The following is a 17,804-nucleotide window of genomic DNA, read 5'->3' on the forward strand; positions in this document are numbered from 1 at the left end:
AATTATCTGAAACTGGTTAAGCCAACAGGCCATCAGTAGAATTTTCTACTGATACTCATTATAAAAATAGGAGCCACGGGTTGAACCCGTAACTCCTATTTTTATAATATGAAATCAACTCAGTGAAAACTGTGCCAGCAAATCCGGATCGACATCACCTGCTTGTTGGATATCGGATTTTATTGCCATGAGGTCGGCAACATCGACGACACCGTCATGATTATAATCAGCAGCAGCCCAGTAGCAGCCAGTAAACGACTCGTCACAGCTTAAAATATAATATTTAATGAGCTCCAAATCCTCTATATCTACAACACCGTTTCCGTCTGCATCACCCATCATCACGACAGTTTTAACCGCTTTATCCATAGAAGTCCGTTCGCTTCCGTCAATGATCATCGTGCCGGTACCGACCACTGCTGCCGGGTCGGTAATCGATGTGCCGTTTTCAATGTCTCGGAAACTGTAGGCTGAATTTAGCGCGAGCCAATCACCGATTGTTTTGCATGTCATCGTGGTTTCTAAAAAATGCTGTGCGGTTGTATCAAATGCATCCTCTCCAGCTGGAGGGGTGTTCTGTAGCTTTTGATTTTTTGCCAATACCAAATCCAGAACATTGATAATATTATTCCCATCCATATCAGCAGCCTTTAAATAGCATCCCGTCAATCCTTCTTCGCTTAAAATATAAAGCCGCATGGTTTCCAGATCATCATCCGAAATAATGCCATCTCCGTTCACATCGCCACGAACATAAAGAGTTGCCACATTTTCGGCTGGATTCTGAAGACCGTCCTGCTTGTAGACCACCATGCCGGTTTTCAGAACCGTTTGCGTATAGTTTTGACCGGTCACGAGATCTCTCGCCTGGTATCCGGCTTCATTGAGCTGTGACACGGTTGTGACATAATCGACGCCATAGAAATATGCAGTCGGCTGCGTGTCGTCGGCAAATACCATCAAAGAACCTCCCGTGATTAACAGCGAACCGGCCAGTGCAGAGCATATCAGTTTTTTCATCATGACACCTTCCTTTTCATAATACTTGATTTTTATTCTAATCGGTTTTGAATATTAGAAGCTGATTCCGGAAGACTTGGAACGCATTGAAATATTCTGCCTGCATCTCAACGTCCAAGCATACATCTCCGTTGACAGGATATTAAGCGGCAATGTCATTTTACCGAAACCATACTTCGAATATTTCTTTCCGTTTAGCACCTGCTGCATTCCATAAAATTCTTGGGGAACCATTACCGTACCTTCCAACAAACCAGATGATCATATTTCTTACTGCAGAGATCCGTGTTCAATATTATATCAAATTCAAAAATTTATCTGTATGACATAATTATAGTTGATATTAGATATATGTCAATATATTCGACAAAAACAGTCTTTTTTCTCTATATTATTGTCAAAATCACCTCATGAAAAGCCTACTGGCCCTTCTTTCCCGGATATCAAAAAACCGGTTCATCCTCCTCAAGAGGACAAACCGGCAACTCATTTCCTGCTACTGATTCTCAGATACACAATAATAAACACCTTTATAATCCAGATAGCTGTGCTTTAAATCGCAGAACACGATATCATGGTGGATGACCTGCTTTTCCTTTGGCGGCGGCTGCATATAGTCACCGAAAGCCATCGTCAGATAGGCGTCGTATCCCACCGGGATCGGGAACTTCTCCCCTTCAAATTCCTTCCAGACAGCGGAAGCAAAGGCTTCCCTCGGATATTCATTCTTCATATAGCCGGGGCCGGAACAAAGTTCGGTGATCTTCTCACACTGCGAAATCGGATACCTGGTCATCTTTCTCTCCGCAAAATTCCGGATCCTGTTGCGCAGCTTTCTGCCCCTCAATAACGCCAAAACGGCTTTGCCGACAAACTCGACCTTCTTACCATGATTGGTCGGCGCCTGCTGGATGCAGAACAGCGAATAGGTCAGCGCCCAGATCTTCTGCATCCGGCGCTGCCATTTTCCGTTAGGGCAGCCGTCCAAGGGAAGGACATCCAGCACCAATCCGTGATTAATGTCCAGGTCCGCCTGATAGGTCTTGATAAACGCCGTATGGTTGTCATTGATCGTGGAGAATAGATTCTTGGTGTAATGGGTGTCGTCGGTGATCTGATAGCTGTAGCGTTCGGTATCCGCATACCGATTCCAGAGCTTTTTCAGCTTCTCATAATCTTCCCGGGGCATGAATACATCCACATCATCGTCCCAGGGGATAAAGCCCTGATGACGCAGGGTCCCAATGCAGCATCCCCCGCAGAAAAAGAAGGTCAGCCCGTGTTCTTCACAGAAATCCCGGAAATAAACGGCCATTTCCAGACCTTTCATCTGCAATTCGCGCAGCTGCTGCGGTGTGAATACATGGTTGTGCTTGTCCATTATGATGACGCCTCCTCTTTGCGGCGGCGGTTGTCGATCAGACACCGGCGCACCTCTTCCATTGCCGTACAGCTGCGATTTTCCTTCCGCAAACGCCAGAATGGCAGCTTAATGATGCCAAACAGCGTTCCGACGCCGTAGCCTGCATGCAGCAGGAAAAACATAAACGGAAGCAGCAGCGCGCGGGCTCCCAGCTTCTTACCCCGGCTGGAAAGGATCGTGAGGATCACATCCATCACGCCATAGAGGACACCCAGCCCGGCCAATGGCTGCCAGATGCCGCATATGGCAAGAATCAGTGCCGCAAGGACCGCCAGCACAAAGCAAAGCGGCATGAAATGATACAGGGAAAAGCAGTTCGGGGAAACGCCAAGCGTCAGGCCGATCCAATTGCCATTCTGATATTTCTGCTTGAGCATCTTCGAAAAGCGGTTCCGCGGATGGTGGTAGGACCGGACCTTGGAATCGAAAAACAGGCGGTACCCAGCTTTCCGCATCCGATAGTGCATCTCGTTGTCCTCTGTCCGGGCCAGACGCTCGTCATAGCCGCCGACCGTTTCAAATACCTCCCGGGCATAGGCCCCATGCGCGAGGGTGCTGACATATTTCGTCTCCTCGCTGTGGCGGTATGCCGCAATGCCGCTGCCGAACAGCGACTCCTCCGCCGTCAGCAGCGTGCGCTGCCAGGGGTCCTCTTCATTGACCACGCTTTTCCTGGGGCCGCCGATAATCTTTTCTCCCCGCTCAAAGCCGGCCACATCGTTTGCTATGAAGTCCGGGTCCAGCGTACAATGCGCATCCACCCGTACGATCAAATCTCCCTTCGCCTGGCGCAGCGCGACATTCCAGCCGCATGGCAGAATCATGCCTGGATTATCCAGCACCAGAATCCCGGCAAATTCATCCTGGCAGGATGCCCCGAAATTCTCCATAATCCGGCGGGTGCCATCCTCCGAGGCGCTGTCCACCAGAATGCACTGGATCAGATGATGCGGATAGGTCTGTGCTTTCAGACTGTCCAGCAGTGCGGGAAGCAGTGATTCTGCGTTCTTTGCGATTACCAGAAACGATACAACCGTATTTTCCTGACCCATAAAACAACCCCTCTTTTTATCTCTCCGGGGCATTCCGACGAAAATCAATCTGATATACGGACTCTGATATCACCGGAAATTCCCATCATCAAACAGCCGGCATCGCCGTGCTTTGCTGTCGCTGAATCCATTTTTTAATCTGCCGGTCTGCTGTTTTCTTCAATTCCATTTCCATAATGTACTGTCATACTCTCTGACGTACCGGCTGTCCATGAACCGATATGAAAAGAACCGATTGTCTCAGACAATCGGTTCTTTTCTATTTGGAGGTGCCACCCAGATTTGAACTGGGGAATGAAGGTTTTGCAGACCTTGGCCTTACCACTTGGCGATGGCACCGGATAAAAAAGACGCTATATTGGCAGCGTCAAAAGAAAAATTGGAGCGGGTTACGAGGCTCGAACTCGCTACCTCCACCTTGGCAAGGTGGCGCTCTACCAGATGAGCTAAACCCGCATACAGTATATGTTGAGCGGATAGAGTGCAGAAGAAACTTCTCACTCTATCGACTCAGGTGTGGTGCCTCCGGTCGGAATCGAACCAACGACACGAGGATTTTCAGTCCTCTGCTCTACCGACTGAGCTACAGAGGCATGTTGGCGACCTGGAAGGGACTCGAACCCTCGACCTCTAGCGTGACAGGCTAGCGTTCTAACCAACTGAACTACCAGGCCAACTACTGGTGGGAACAACAGGGCTCGAACCTGTGACCCCCTGCTTGTAAGGCAGGTGCTCTCCCAGCTGAGCTATGCTCCCGTGTGCCTTAGCCGCTTTATCTCAGCGACGTATTATATTATACTAGATGGTTTCTGAAAAGTCAAGGCCTTTTTTCACAAAAAACAAATTTTTTTGCCTTTATTCGCCTTTCGCTTCCAGAAGCATCGGTACAATCGGCACAGGGGCCCATTTTCCCAGCTTTGTTCAGATGGTTTTCGTTCCGGCCATGCGCAGCACAGCCGGATGAAACCGGTTTTCTCATCTACACTGGTATTATATGCGCCCCTGTTACAAAGTATTCCTGTAAATTATCTGGCCGCCGCCGCGATGGTGTTTTTCAGCAGCATCAGGCGGGTCATCGGGCCTACGCCGCCCGGCACCGGCGTGATGTGGCCGGCAACCTCCTTGACCGCTTCAAAGTCCACATCGCCGCAGAGTTTGCCGTCCTCAAGGCGGTTCATGCCGACGTCAATGACGACCGCGCCTTCCTTGACCATATCGGCCGTGACAAAGTTCGCCCTGCCGATGGCGACCACCAGGATGTCCGCGCGCCTGCAGACTTCCTTTAAATCTTTGGTGCGGGAATGGCAGATTGTAACGGTGCCGTTGCTATGTAACAGCAGCATGGCCATCGGTTTGCCGACGATGTTGCTGCGGCCGATGACGACGCATTCCTTGCCGCAGACATCGATGCCGCATTCCCTGATCAGCTCCATGACACCGGCCGGCGTACACGGCAGGAACTTGTAGTCGCCGATCATGATTTTGCCGACATTCTGCGCATGGAACGCATCCACGTCCTTGTCCGGTGAAATCCGCTCGATGACGGCCTTCTCGTCGAGATGCTTCGGCAGCGGGAGCTGAACGAGGATGCCGTCGATATCGGTTTTGCTGTTGAGCTTGTCGATCAGTGCGATCAGCTCTTCCTGCGTTGTCTCGGCCGGCAGCGCATATTCCTCGGAATAGATGCCCACCTCGGCGCAGTCTTTCTTCTTGTTGTTGACATAGACTCTGGATGCCGGATCGTCGCCCACAATGACAACGGCAAGGCCCGGCGTCGTACCCTGCTCCTCCTCGAGCTTTCTGACCTCTTCGGCCAGCTGTGCGCGGACCTTTGCGGATATCTCTTTACCATTGATGATCTTCGCTGACATTATTGTTCCTCCTCCTGCTCATTCGGGTTCTTCACGCTTTTGGACATCTCGTCAAGCTTCTGTTTGATGAGATCAATATCGCCTTCATCCTCCTCCGACGTTTCATCGGTGGTTTCGGCGGGATTGTTTTCCGGGAAGCTGTCCGCCGGATTCTCCCGTGCCGCTTCTTCCGGCAAAGGTTCACTCGGCGTCATGCTGTCATTGCTTCCATCCGATCCTTGGACTGACGGCTCATCCGCTTCCCCAATCGGTTCTTCCGTTACCGCCGCATCCTGGATCTTTGCATCCTCCTGTTCAGGCGAAAGCGGTTCTTCCTGTTGTTCGCCTATCTCACGCGAATCCGCATGCTGGGAAGCGGCCGCAGAACGGGCTTTTTTCTTCCTGCCCGCTTTGTCTGCGGCGCGGCGCTCGATGGACGCTTCGGTGTTGACATACAATTTAAGGTATTCCGGATCGTTCTTTTTCTTGATTTTGACACGGATGACAATCCAGATCACAATGGCCGTCAGCGCGAACACCGCCGCCAGAATCTGCGAGATGCGCACCGAACCGAGCATCAGGCTGTCGGTGCGCATGCCCTCAATCAGGCAGCGTCCCAAGCCGTACCATGCCGAATAGATCAGAAGCAGCTCGCCGTCAAACCGGCGGTGCTTCAGATAGAAGAACAGGATCAGAAAGCCGATCACGCAGACCAGTGATTCATATAAGAAGGTCGGATGCACCGGCTCCATCGGATGGATGTCCATGCCGTTTCGGGTCAGTTCTTCCAGATGGGAACTCAGATAGGTCTGGATGCGCGCGCTGGTCATGCCCCAGGGCAGATCGGTGTTGGTGCCGAAGGCCTCCATGTTGACAAAGTTGCCCCATCTGCCGATGGCCTGTCCGATAAACAGTCCGCCGACGGCGAGGTCCGCAAACGGCAGGAACTTGATCTTTTTGATCTTGCACATGAGAAGCGCCACCAGGAAGCCGCCGATGATGCCGCCGTAGATGGCAAGCCCGCCTCCCCTGATGTTAAAGATGGCCCCGAGATTCTGGCTGTAGTAATCCCAGCTGAAGATGACGTAGTAAAGCCGCGCGCCGACCACGCCGCCGACCACCGCGCCGATTAGGACGTCCAGAAAGTCGTTCTGGGCAAGGCCGAATTTGTCAATGCGGCGGTAGGTGTAGATGAACGCAAGCAGAAAGCCGACCGCGATAATCGCACCGTACCACTTGATCTCCAGCGGGCCGATATGTAGCATCGTTTCATTGAGCTTAAAAGACAGATCTAAATTTGGAAAATAAAGTGTACCCATTTAAAACCTAGTCCTTTCTGTTGATGTGTTGATATCCATGACGGGTTCTGTCCATGCGGCCCGCCAAAGGGCAGGCCGGCAGGACAGCATCCGTCCGATGGGCAAATGGTTATTCTTCTGCCGCCTCGACAATCGAAAGGGCGCATTTCTGAGGATCCAGAGAGCTTCTGAGCAGCTCGTTCATCTGCTCGAGCGTGCAGTCCGCGATGAAGTCCAGCACATCGTAGCTCTGAATGCCCGAAAAGTGCGACAGAAGCATCAGCGACGCGACCGACTCGACGTTGTTGAGACTGCGCACCTGCCGGCCGTAAGCCGCCTTTTTGCAGCGCCCGAAGGCCGCCGGGTCAATGCCGTCCCGTTTGAGCTGCGCAATGTAGCCCAAAAGCTGTTCCTTGACGGCGTGCGGGTCGCGGGATTCCCCCGCGAAGAAGTTCACGATGTAGTCGCGGCCGCCCATGACCTCGCTGGCAAACACCGCGTTGATGAGTCCCTCGTCGTACAGCTTGCGGTAGATCGGCGAGGTCTCCCCTGCCACGATCTCCAAAAGCAGCTCGTAGAGCACCTGCGCTTTGGTGTTGTAGACGACGTCGCCCGCCTTCTCCTTAAATCCGAGATAGAACAGCGGCGCGGCGACCGGCAAATTCTGTACAACCTCCGACTTGACGATGCTGTCCGGCTCCTTCACTTCGCCGCGGTCAATCGTGATCGGTTCGGCGGGCTTTAGGATTTTATCGGCGAGCTCCAGCACCGTATCCACCTCGAAGTTTCCGGCGATGGACAGCACCATATTGTTCAAGTTGTAGAAGGTATTGTAGCAGCGGTACAGAAGCTTCGCGTCGATCTTGGCGATCGACGCCTTGGTGCCGGCGATGTCCACCCGCACCGGATGGTTGTGGTACAGCGCGCCGAGCAGGTTGAAATACACCCGCCACTGCGGATCGTCGTCATACATGCTGATCTCCTGCCCGATGATGCCCTGTTCCTTCTGCACGGTCTCCTCGGTGAAATACGGGGAGGTCACGAAATTCAGCAGGATTTCCAGCGACGCCTCGAAGTTCTCAGCGGCCGAGAACAGGTAGCAGGTCTTATCGAACGAGGTGTAGGCGTTTGCGCTCGCGCCGGTCTTCGCATACTTCGAAAACGCGTCGCCGTCCTCGCTTTCAAACAATTTATGTTCCAAAAAGTGCGCGATGCCCTCCGGCACCGTTACGAAAGCTTCCTCTTTATCGGTTTTAAAGCAACAGTCCACCGAGCCGTAATTTGTGCCGAACAGCGCGTAGGCGCTGTTGTAGCCCTTCATCGGGCAAAGCAGGATGGTAAGCCCGGTCGGATGCTTGATTTCCAGATACTCGTCCCCGATTCGCGCGCTTTTGATGATCTTCTTCTCCATGATTACGCCTCCTCCTTTGCAGTCAGGAAATAGACCGTGTCGAGCAGCATATGGTTCGCGGCGTCGATCACATCCTGCCGCGTGACCTTGCTGACGCGCTCGATCTGCTCGGCTGGGGAACAGGATGTGCCCAGCATGATCTGGGTCAAATACCAGTTCTCCAGTCCGCCGAGGGAATCCTCCACGGTCCTGAGCGCATTGATCAGGCTTAAGAAGGTGTTCTGCAGTTCCTCTTCGGTAAAGTCCCCGCGCTTCATGACCTCAAACTGCTCGAGGATGGCTTCTCTGGCCTTTTGTTCGTTTTCAATCTCGACGCCGCTGTCCACCAGCATCAGGCTGTTGACCTTGTCATAGCGGGCGGCGCAGTAGTAGCAGAGGCTCAGCTTCTCGCGCACGTTCAGGAACAGCCGCGAGAACGGCGTTCCGCCGTACAGCGCGCACATGACCTGCGCGGCGTTCTGCTTCTCCTGGGAATCCATCTCCTGTCCCTTGAAGCCGAGCACCAGCTTGCCCTGCGTGACCTCCATCGGCTCGGTCACCTGTTTGAGGTTTTTCACCGAGGTGTCCGGCTTCTGCACCTCGAATGGACGGTCCTCTCGCTGCACATCCGCAAAGGCGCTTCGGAAAACCTCCATGACCGCGCCGCTGTCGCCTGAACCGATGAACAGGATTTCTATCCGCGCGGTTTTGATGACCTGACGGTACGCGTCGGTGCACATCTGCGCGGTCAGCGCCTGCGCGCCCTCGACCGTGCCGTACTTGCCGATGCCGAACGGCTGTCCCTCGCACAAAATCGACGTGCAGCGGTTCAGCGCATAGATGCGTTTTTCGTTGATTTCGGCTTCAATTGTGTCAATCAGGAACTGCTTTTCCAGTTCCAGGTCCTTCTGCGGAAACTGTCCGTTTTCAAAGTGCGGCTCCAGCGTCAGATCGCAGAGCAGCTTCGCGCATTCGGACGCGACGGCTTCCCCGCCGATTGAAAAGCGGTCGTCCAGGCTCTGGATGCTCAGGTTCAAAATCTGGCAGCTGCCGGATTTCTTGACGTCCGCGTCCAGCGAAGCGCCGTAGAGCTCCGCAAGCCTCTGGTTGAGCAGTGTGAAGTCGGGCAGCTTCTTCGAGCCCTTGCGCATCAGGAACGGCAGGATGGCCTGGCTGGAAACCGTATCCTCCCGTAAAGGCATCATCAGGTTGACCGAAATCCGGTTGGACTTGAACTTCGGGTCGGTGATGCCGCTGAAATAAATATTTTCATAGAGTTTTTGTCTGATCAATGATTTCTATCTCCTTTTCAATTTATGTAAATGAAGAGACGATGCAGTTCTTGCTTTCCTGTGTCTGCAGACGGCGCCGCCGTTATCAACGGCAGACAGCTATTTCCGCATACGGGAAATTTCTATAAAAGGATTTTTGGTATCATTAGACTGGTCATTCCGCTGCGGTTCAGCGGCCTTATTGTGTTTGCCAAGTGTAATACTTGAAGGCGTGATCATTGTGCCACTACAGTACAGCAGCTTTGGCGTGCTTACCAAGAAATCTTGGCCTAGCGACGGTTGTTCCGCTGTGGCTCAGCGTTTCTACTATGTTTGCCAATTGACCTTGGCATTGTGGTCGTTACTTCTTTGCCGGCCAAAGAAGTAACCAAGAAAGGCCGTTCAAGGGGGCCATGCAGTGTGCCGCTCCTAGCCAGATGGCCCCCTTGAAAATCCCCTCTGATATCCCTTTTTCCGCTTCGGCCATCTGCGGACGGCGTTTTGCTTTGGTCAAGGTGGCTGAATGGCTGGCAGCGGACGCTAACGTTCCCTGTGACAGTCTTTCCCGGTACCCCGATTCCCGCAGCTGCTGCGTTAATAATTCCTAGGCCAGAAAACGCCGCAGGCGATTGCTCCACCACAGGCGGCAGACACTAACGCTCCCTACGACAGTCTATCCCAGTACCCTAATTTCTGCAGCTACTGCGTTAATAACTCCTAGACTGGAGAACGCTGTAAGCGATTGCTTCACCGCAGGCGGCAGACACTAACGCTCCCTACGATAGTCTATCCCAGCACCCTAATTTCTGCAGCTACTGCGTTAATAATTTCTAGGCCGAAGAACGCCGTAGTCGATTACCCCACCGCAGGTGGTTCCTCAACCGTAGAACGGCGCAACTGTCGTTATGCAGCGGTTTTCCGGCAACCTGCCGCTGGCTTTTGAAACAAAAGCCAGCGGACTTTTTCTTCTGACTTCCACCCTCTACGGATGCTGAACGGCCGGTTTGGTCAGGAACAGCGGCTGATCTCTGCAAATATTCTTGCCGCGAATGATCGTTTTAATTATAGCAATGTTTGGTGAAAAATGCTATTGGTTTCGCAAAAATTTTATAAATTTACGCGATCTGCAGTTCCACTGTATGCTTTCCTCCATCCAGATGAACGGTTGAAACCTCTTTGCCGTCCACTTCCAGCCTGTATGCGCCGCCTCTGCGGACTGAAACATCCAGCTGGGTGCCGTCCAGCGTCAGCTGCATGCGAAAACCGTCCCAGCTGCTTGGGATGCGCGGCGAAAGCTCGAGTACATCGCCTTTTTTATATACACCCAGCAGCGATTCCACGGCGGTCCGGTAGTACCAGCCAGCCGAACCGGTGTAGATGCTCCATCCGCCGCGGCCATAGTAATCCCTGCCGGTGTAGATATCCGCCGCGATGTAGTACGGCTCCAGCTTATACCGCTCAGCAAGCTCCTGATTGCTGCAGCGATAGGCCGGATTCAGGATCTGCAACAGCTGATAGCCCTTGTCGCAGTCCCCGTTTTCCAGCAGCGCCATCGCGAACCAGATCGCGCCGTGGGTATACTGCCCGCCGTTTTCGCGCACGCCCTTCGGATAGGCTTTGACATATCCGGGATCCTTATCGCTCTTATCAAACGCTTCTGTGAACAGCTTGACAACCCGGCCCTTCTCATCGACCAGATACCGCCAGGCATTCGACAGCGCCGTGTTCACCCGCTCCCTGTCCGGCATACCGCACAGCACCGCAAAGCTCTGCGGCAGCGAATCGATCTTGCATTCGGTGTCCTCATGCGTGCCCATCTTGGACAGGTCGTCGTAGAAGGCCCGCAGATACCAGTCGCCGTCCCAGGCGTTTTCATCGATGTTACGGCGCAGCTTTTCAGCATCCTCGCGGAGTTTTTCCGCCCTTTCACTGTCCGAACGCCGCTCGCACAGCGCGCTGAAACGCTCCAGCACAATCACTAAGAACATCGCCAGCCAGACGCTTTGGCCGCGTCCTCCCGCGCCGACCGTGTTGTAGCCGTCGTTCCAGTCGCCGCTTCCCATCAGCGGAAGGCCGTATTCGCCCAGCCGCATCGCGTGATCGATGGCGCGCAGGCAATGCTCGTAGACGCTGCCCTTCCTCGGCGCAATGCCCGGCTCCAGATAGAGCTCATGCTCGTGCTCTTTTAGCACCGGCGCGCTCAGGTAGCGCGTCTCGATATCCAGGATGCCGCTGTCCCCGGTCTTCTCGACATACTCGCAGACCGCGTACGGCAGCCACAGCAGATCGTCGCTGTACCGCGTGCGCACGCCCTTCAGCCCGCCCGCGTTTTTCGGCAGGATGTGCCACCAGTGCATCACATCCCCTTCCTCGAACTGCACGGCCGCACAGCGCAGAATCTGCCGCTTCGCCCACTTTGGATCGATTAAGAGATAGCTTGTGACATCCTGCAGCTGGTCGCGGAAGCCGTACGCGCCGCCGGCCTGGTAGAAGCCGATGCGCGCCATCACACGCGCGCCCAGCGTCTGCCATGGAAGCCAGGTGTTGACCAGATGGTCGAGGTACGCGTCCGGCGTCTGAATCCGGATGCGGTTCTTGTCCGCTTCGGGCTTTGGAAGCGGAAGTTCTGCCAACTGCGCGGCCGACCGCTCGGTCATACCGTAGGACAGGACGAACCGTACCTTCTCCTTGCGCCTCGGCGGCAGCTCGATGCCGGTCACCAGCGCGCCGCAGAGATCCGCGCAGGGCGCCGCCGCGCTTTTCTCCCAATCTCCGTTCAGGAAGCCCACCCGGTCGCAGATGGCGCGGACCTCCTGCCGGTCGCAGGAAAGCGCCATATGGCTCTTGACCGCCGTATTGAACGGATTGTGGAACAGCAGCTTCCCATCGCGGAACTGCGGGCTGATCAAGCGGGAATTCCGGCGGTTGACGCCCAGCACCGGTTCGGTGTAGTAGGCGCAGTCAAGCCGTATCTCCCGGTCGGTCGTGTTTTCAAACAGCACATCCACCTGCTTTGCACATCCTTTCCCCGGCACCGTGACCTTGACAGCGCAGCGCACGCCGCGCGCTTCCCCGGCGTAGAACGCGAAGTTCGGCTCAAACACCGCCGAGCTGCCGCTGATGAGATCGAAGGTCTCGTTTTTGATCTTCATGAGCAGCATCTCGCCTTTATTGTCACTGATGACGTCGTTGTTCCAGGGCGTCAGCTTGTTTTCCCGGGAGTTGATCGCCCAGCTGCATCCCAGCGCCCTGTCCGATACCAGCGCGCCGAAGGTCGGGTTCGCCAGGATGTTGCAGAACGGCAGCACGGTCTTGCGGTCGGCATAGAACCGCTCATCTGCGAAGGTGCCGCCGTACACCGTCAGCCCCTCCTCTTCCCGCAGCAGCGGCTTGCTGTCAAGAACCTGCGCCGGATGGAACGGCACCGCCTCGGACGGCTCCTCCGGCTTTGCAGATACAATCATCACCGACTTTGCCAGCAGCAGGTTGTCAAGCGTTTCATCCATCTCCTGCCGGTAGATAAAAAAGATGCCGCCGCGGTGGTTCAGAATCTCCTTACAGCCGAACTGCTCGATCTTCTTCTGGAGCAGCGGGCCGATCTGCTCTTCCCAGTATGGGATGACCAGATCGAATTCCACCTTGTAAAGCCGCAGCCTTTTGAGCGCGAGCAGATAGCCCTCGAGCCGGTCGACATCCTCCTTCGAGCCGATCGGGGCCAGCACGATCGGCAGGTCGCCCGAAATGCCGTACGGCCACAGCGCGTGGTTGCTGAGCTGATTTTTGCCGATCGCCTTCAAAATCTTCTCATCGTCGCAGTATGGATACAACAGCTTCGGCAGCAGCTTCACCGCCGTCCTGCCCTCCAGGCTGTCGGTGAAGATCGGGGACGGCGCATTGCGCTTCTCCTGCACGCTGCCCTGCTCGCGCAGCTTCAGGATTCTCGATATGGCCTCATCCCTCGTCTCGCCGCAGGCACTCAGGAAGGTCACTTCCTTCTGCGCCCCCGCGTTGATGGAAAGCTCCACCCGCAGCGCGCCGATGCAGTCCGGCGTACCAGTTCCGCCCTCGAAATCGAGGTCCGCAAAGTCCAGGATGCTTTGATAGCCGTTTTTCATCAGCTTATCGCGGCTGGTCTCGTAGTCGAAATCGATCTCCTCCAAGAATCCGACCGCCAGATACTTCGCGTGCTTGCCGGACCGCATCTTTCTGGAAAACACCAGCGTCCTGGTCGAGCGGTCGTACCGCGCCTGCACAAACAGCTGTGAGAAGACCGGATGCGCGGCGTCGTCCTCGAACCGGATCAGGCTCGGCTCCAGATAGATCAGCAGCGCGGCGCGCTCCCGCTTCTGCTGCTTGTTGTGCACGACGATCTGCCGCTGCTCGGTCGCATACAGCGAGTGGACCGTACACTTCATCCCCGCTTCGAAATCCCGCGCGTTTGCCAGATATTCGACGCTGTCCTCGCTGAAGGTCGCCGAATAAACGATGTCCTTGCGGTAGAACGGCGCACTGGTCACCGAGAATTTTTCCTTTTCGCTTGCCACAAACGCATAGATGCCCTTCGGCAGGCGTAGCGTGTCGGTCGTCGCCTTGGTCAGGTTGTCCTCGCCGACCGCCAGATAGGAGATGCCCGCGTCGGTGTAGAACGCGCTGAGCTGCCCGTTGGACAGGATGGTCGCGTGCCCGTTTACCGGCGACACCTCGTCATAGGTTTCGGACAATCCCGCCACACGGGCGTTCTTGTCCACGACATCCTTGCGCTTGATCTCCTCAAACACAACGGTGTCCTTCGCAATCTTCTCCTCCAGCAGTTCCTTGGATGCCTGCATATCGTGATCTCTCATAAATCTCTCCTGCATGCGGTTGTGGAACAGGCAGTTGTCGATGCCCAGCAGGCTCATCCCGATGTGATGCGCCATATAGCTGCGGACAACCGATCCGTTTTTGCCCTGCCTGCGTCCGGTGGTGTAATCGACGGCCTCATAGAACCCATACGGCCCGACCGCGCCGCGTTCCTCCAGCAGCATCAGGTTTTTGTAGGAGGTCTGCGGGTTGAACGGCAGCGTCAGAAAGGTGGAATAGGGGCTTACCACCAGCTCCTTGTCCAAATCCTGCTTGATGCCGAGCTTCTGCACGCCGTGCGCCTTGTACTGGTAGTTCATCGTCGCGTCGAAGGTGAAAAACGCGCTCTCGCTGATGCCCCACGGGATGCCCGTCCCCTTGACGCGCCGCTGCTGGCAGTAAATGCAGTAGCGCAGGGCTTCGTCCAGCAGGGATCCGCCGTAGGCCGGCAGCAGCAGATGCGGCATGAAATATTCGAACATCGTGCCGGTCCAGGAGACCGGGCCCGCGAACGAGCCGTCCTTGCTCATGACCCGGCTGAGCGTGCCCCAGTGCTTCTTCGAGGCCATCCGCTTGGCAACCGCAAAGTAGCTGGTCATGCGGGCCTCGCTCATCAGGAAATCGTAGTAGGACTTGCTGTATTCGTTCTTCTCCGTATCGAAGCCGATTGAAATCAGCTTGCGCTGCTTGTTGTAAAACCGCGACAGGTCGGTCTCATCGGCGATCTTACCGATGCGCTTCGCAAGCTCCCCGATCCGCATATCCTCGCCCGCGTAGTCCCGGATGCCCTCTTTGAGCGCCACCATGCAGCAGGCGAAGTTGCCGGAATCGACCGCCGAGACGAACGACGGCTGCAGCAGCGCGAGGGTCTTCGTATCGTACCAGTTGTAGAGGTTCCCATGCCATTTTTCCAGCCTGTCAATCGTGTCAAGGGTGTGGGAAAGCCTCGTGCACATCGAGGCGGTGTCGATGAAATCGAGATCGCGCGCGGCCAGGACGCTGAGCATGTACATGCCGATGTTGGTCGGCGAGGTGCGGTGCGCAATTTTGCGCACCGGGGTTTCCTGCATGTTGTCGGGCGGCAGGTAGTTGTCCCCCGCCGTGCAGTGGTCGCAGTAGAATTCCCACATCAGCGCGGCATAGGCGGTGATCTTCTCCTTCTGCTCGCTGTCCAGCTCGCTGACCTTGTTCCTCAGCTGATACGAGGAGATCATCACAAACGGCATCAGCAGCAGAAACAGCACGCCGAACAGGTTGACAAAGCCGTAGGGACTCACCAGCAGGATGAAAACGCCGGACAGCTCGCCGAGCAGATAGTGCCGAAACAGCGCGCCGATGCTTCCCTTGCGCTTCTCCCCCTCGCTGGCGGTCATCCACTCGAGCAGCCGCTTCTTCGAAACGCACATCCGGTACAGGCTGCGGACGACCGCGTCGAGGTTCTTGATGGCGTGTGCCGGCAGCATGATGATGTTGAAGAGGGCCTGCAGCAGGTTTTCGACCGACAGCGGCAGAATGGCCGCATAGTATTTGCGTGAGAGCGAAAACATACCGCCGCTGGCCACTGCGCGCACAGCGGATAAAAGCTGCGCGAAGGTGACCGACAAAAACGCCGTGATGGTCAGCGCGGCCGCCGCATACTTGCCGGTAAACGGCGAGACGAGGATGGCCAAAAAGGCCAGAACCGGCACGACGCTGCGCCGCAGGTTGTCAAAGATTTTGTACCGGCTCAGCGGTGAAAAGCGGTTCGGCTCCCCGTCAACCCTGGAACCGAGATAGCGGATATTCTGCCAGTCGCCGCGAATCCAGCGGTGGAGCCGGGAAAGCCAGGAGGTCAGGTTGGACGGGAAGGAATCCACCAGCTCTACGTCCGATAAAAACGCCGTGCGCAGGTAGCAGCCCTCCAGGATATCATGGCTGAGCACCCGGTTTTCCGGGAACCGCCGGTCGAGCAGCTCATAGAAGACATCCGCGTCGATCAGGCCCTTGCCGGAGAAGATGCTCTCCCCGAACAGGTCCTGATAGAATTCGCGGCTCTTGGTGTCGTAGGCCGTCGCGCCGCCGGTGCCCGCCATGACGATGGAGAACACCGTCTTCTTCGCGGAATCCAGGCTGGTCGCAATCTTCGGCACAAAGATGCCGTAGCCGCTTTTGACGACGCCGGCTTCATGGTCCACAATCGCCTTGTTGAGCGGGTGCAGCGCGGCCGCCACCATCTTGGAGGCGGTGTCCATCAAAAGCTCGGTGTCGCTGTCCAGCGCCAGCAGGTATTTGACCTCGTTTAACTTGGACAGGTCGCCTGCCGAGCCGAACAGCTCGACCTCCTCGCCGTGCATCATGCGCACAAGCTCGGTGATCGCGCCGCGCTTGCGTTCCCAGCCGCTGTACCGCCCGCTCATCCGGTTGTAGGTGCGGTTTCGGATCAGCAGCATGAAGCGGTTCCCGTACTGCTTGTTGAGCCGCTCGATCTCCTTGATGGCCGCCGCGGCCTGCGAATGGTCGAACGGGTTCTGCTGGTAGGAGGCCTCCCCAAAATCGGCCAGCACGCAGAAGTCGATGTTGCCCATTCCGTTGCTGTAAAGGAGCTTCTCGAGCCGTTTTCCAAGCTTCGCCGCTTCACTGGCCTTCGGCAGCAGCACCGAGATGACCACCAGCGTCTTTGCGTATTTCGGGATGCAGCTGCCGATATCCATGCGCGGTATAAATCCGATATCGGAGAAGCGCAGGCCGACCGTTTCGAGAATCACCTTGGTCACTTCGGTCAGCGGGATGTATAGGAGCACCGCTGTCAGGATACTTCTGCACAGCCAGCCGAGCAGTACGCTGACGGCAAGCGCAAGGATGTAGGTTCCCCAGAGGATCAGCCTGCCGATGGTGCGGTTCTTATGGTGCAGCTTCGGATGATGCAGCAGGTAGTAGCCGACATGCTTTTTTTCATCCTCCTGAGCGGATTTGGCGCGGTCGAGTACCGCTTCGGCAAGCTCCTGCTCCGACTTCCCCTCCACCTGGGAAAGCTCGTACAGCAGATGCCGGTAATAGTTTTTCGTTTCGGTATCCATCCTGCTGTAGACCCCGGCCGGGTCCTCGGCCAGGATTTTTTCGACGACGCTGTACCTGTCGATCAGCTCCGCAAAGCCGATGCTGATCATGTCCTTGAGGTTGACCACCGCGCGCATCATGAGCTGCGGGGCCTGCTCTTCGTCCTGTATCTCAAACAGCGCATAATAGGCCAGCTGCAGCATCGTGATCTTGATCGCCACCGGCAGGAACGCGAACTCGCCGGAATCGAGACTGCGCTGCTCCTGCATGATTTCAATCAACGTGCTGATGGCGTTGTAGTTGACGTCATGGCCTTCCTTTAAAAAGTATTCGCGGGCATAGAGATAGGTAAGCGGCAGACGCGTCTTTGTGTCGCAGGGCAACGCGTCCATCTGTTTCAGTTCCAGCAGCACCGCCTTGCTCTCGCTCTCGATGACATAGTAATTGTCGGTCAGCCACTGCTGGACGCCGCTCTTATCGGGGCGGTCCAGCACCGCGACATATTCCTCCCGGATGCGCCTGAGATTCTGCTGCACGACGCGGCGCAGCGTCTTCGGCTTCATCGGCGAAGCTTTTTTGATATCGATGTCTTTTAAGTATAAGGTTTTCATTCCGGTCTATT

At 55.6% G+C, this 17,804-nt stretch carries 8 protein-coding genes and 5 tRNA genes; all 13 read right to left on the reverse strand.

The genetic code is table 11. The features are described from left to right. Positions 1-114: 114 nt before the first annotated feature. Positions 115-1,020 (reverse strand): dockerin type I repeat-containing protein, encoded by a 906-nt coding sequence (locus BN348_RS09715; protein WP_197068332.1) that lies wholly within the window; start codon positions 1,018-1,020, stop codon positions 115-117. Positions 1,021-1,516: 496 nt separating this feature from the next. Continuing rightward, positions 1,517-2,401: a LicD family protein gene (locus BN348_RS09725; protein ID WP_052446869.1), complete on the reverse strand. Its 885-nt coding sequence runs from the start codon at positions 2,399-2,401 to the stop codon at positions 1,517-1,519. Next, positions 2,401-3,495, reverse strand: coding sequence for a glycosyltransferase family 2 protein (locus tag BN348_RS09730; RefSeq protein WP_040197734.1), 1,095 nt, complete (start codon positions 3,493-3,495; stop codon positions 2,401-2,403). Before BN348_RS09730 ends, BN348_RS09725 begins: the two co-directional genes overlap by 1 nt. Before the next feature lie 264 nt (positions 3,496-3,759). Further along, positions 3,760-3,834: transfer RNA gene (locus BN348_RS09735), tRNA-Cys, on the reverse strand. A 41-nt stretch (positions 3,835-3,875) separates the two neighbouring features. Further along, positions 3,876-3,951 (reverse strand) — tRNA-Gly (locus BN348_RS09740). Positions 3,952-4,012: 61 nt separating this feature from the next. Further along, a tRNA-Phe gene (locus tag BN348_RS09745) sits at positions 4,013-4,088 on the reverse strand. A gap of 4 nt (positions 4,089-4,092) precedes the next feature. Next, positions 4,093-4,169: transfer RNA gene (locus BN348_RS09750), tRNA-Asp, on the reverse strand. A gap of 6 nt (positions 4,170-4,175) precedes the next feature. Continuing rightward, positions 4,176-4,251, reverse strand: a tRNA-Val gene (locus BN348_RS09755). Between the two features lie 269 nt (positions 4,252-4,520). Then, on the reverse strand, positions 4,521-5,366 hold the full coding sequence (gene folD / locus BN348_RS09760; RefSeq protein WP_040197736.1) for a bifunctional methylenetetrahydrofolate dehydrogenase/methenyltetrahydrofolate cyclohydrolase FolD: 846 nt from the start codon (positions 5,364-5,366) through the stop codon (positions 4,521-4,523). Beyond that, positions 5,366-6,664, reverse strand: coding sequence for a prolipoprotein diacylglyceryl transferase (gene lgt / locus BN348_RS09765; protein WP_082020918.1), 1,299 nt, complete (start codon positions 6,662-6,664; stop codon positions 5,366-5,368). The genes folD and lgt overlap by 1 nt, the downstream gene beginning before the upstream one ends. Positions 6,665-6,773: 109 nt before the next feature. Then, positions 6,774-8,054, reverse strand: coding sequence for an EF-P 5-aminopentanol modification-associated protein YfmH (yfmH, locus tag BN348_RS09770; protein ID WP_040197737.1), 1,281 nt, complete (start codon positions 8,052-8,054; stop codon positions 6,774-6,776). Between the two features lie 2 nt (positions 8,055-8,056). After that, positions 8,057-9,325: an EF-P 5-aminopentanol modification-associated protein YfmF gene (gene yfmF, locus BN348_RS09775; protein WP_040197739.1), complete on the reverse strand. Its 1,269-nt coding sequence runs from the start codon at positions 9,323-9,325 to the stop codon at positions 8,057-8,059. A 1,094-nt stretch (positions 9,326-10,419) separates the two neighbouring features. Continuing rightward, positions 10,420-17,793, reverse strand: a complete 7,374-nt coding sequence (locus tag BN348_RS09780; protein ID WP_040197741.1) for a GH36-type glycosyl hydrolase domain-containing protein — start codon at positions 17,791-17,793, stop codon at positions 10,420-10,422. Between the last annotated feature and the right edge of the window lie 11 nt (positions 17,794-17,804).

The sequence above is a fragment of the Candidatus Soleaferrea massiliensis AP7 genome, assembly GCF_000820765.1.
Classification (GTDB): domain Bacteria; phylum Bacillota; class Clostridia; order Oscillospirales; family Ruminococcaceae; genus Soleaferrea; species Soleaferrea massiliensis.

Bases quoted from the DNA above. Each gene is read 5' to 3' on its own strand.
- folD (WP_040197736.1), bottom strand. From the start codon at position 5,366: ATGTCAGCGAAGATCATCAATGGTAAAGAGATATCCGCAAAGGTCCGC.
- BN348_RS09780 (WP_040197741.1), bottom strand. From the start codon at position 17,793: ATGAAAACCTTATACTTAAAAGACATCGATATCAAAAAAGCTTCGCCG.
- BN348_RS09725 (WP_052446869.1), bottom strand. From the start codon at position 2,401: ATGGACAAGCACAACCATGTATTCACACCGCAGCAGCTGCGCGAATTG.
- BN348_RS09715 (WP_197068332.1), bottom strand. From the start codon at position 1,020: ATGAAAAAACTGATATGCTCTGCACTGGCCGGTTCGCTGTTAATCACG.
- lgt (WP_082020918.1), bottom strand. From the start codon at position 6,664: ATGGGTACACTTTATTTTCCAAATTTAGATCTGTCTTTTAAGCTCAAT.
- yfmH (WP_040197737.1), bottom strand. From the start codon at position 8,054: ATGGAGAAGAAGATCATCAAAAGCGCGCGAATCGGGGACGAGTATCTG.
- BN348_RS09730 (WP_040197734.1), bottom strand. From the start codon at position 3,495: ATGGGTCAGGAAAATACGGTTGTATCGTTTCTGGTAATCGCAAAGAAC.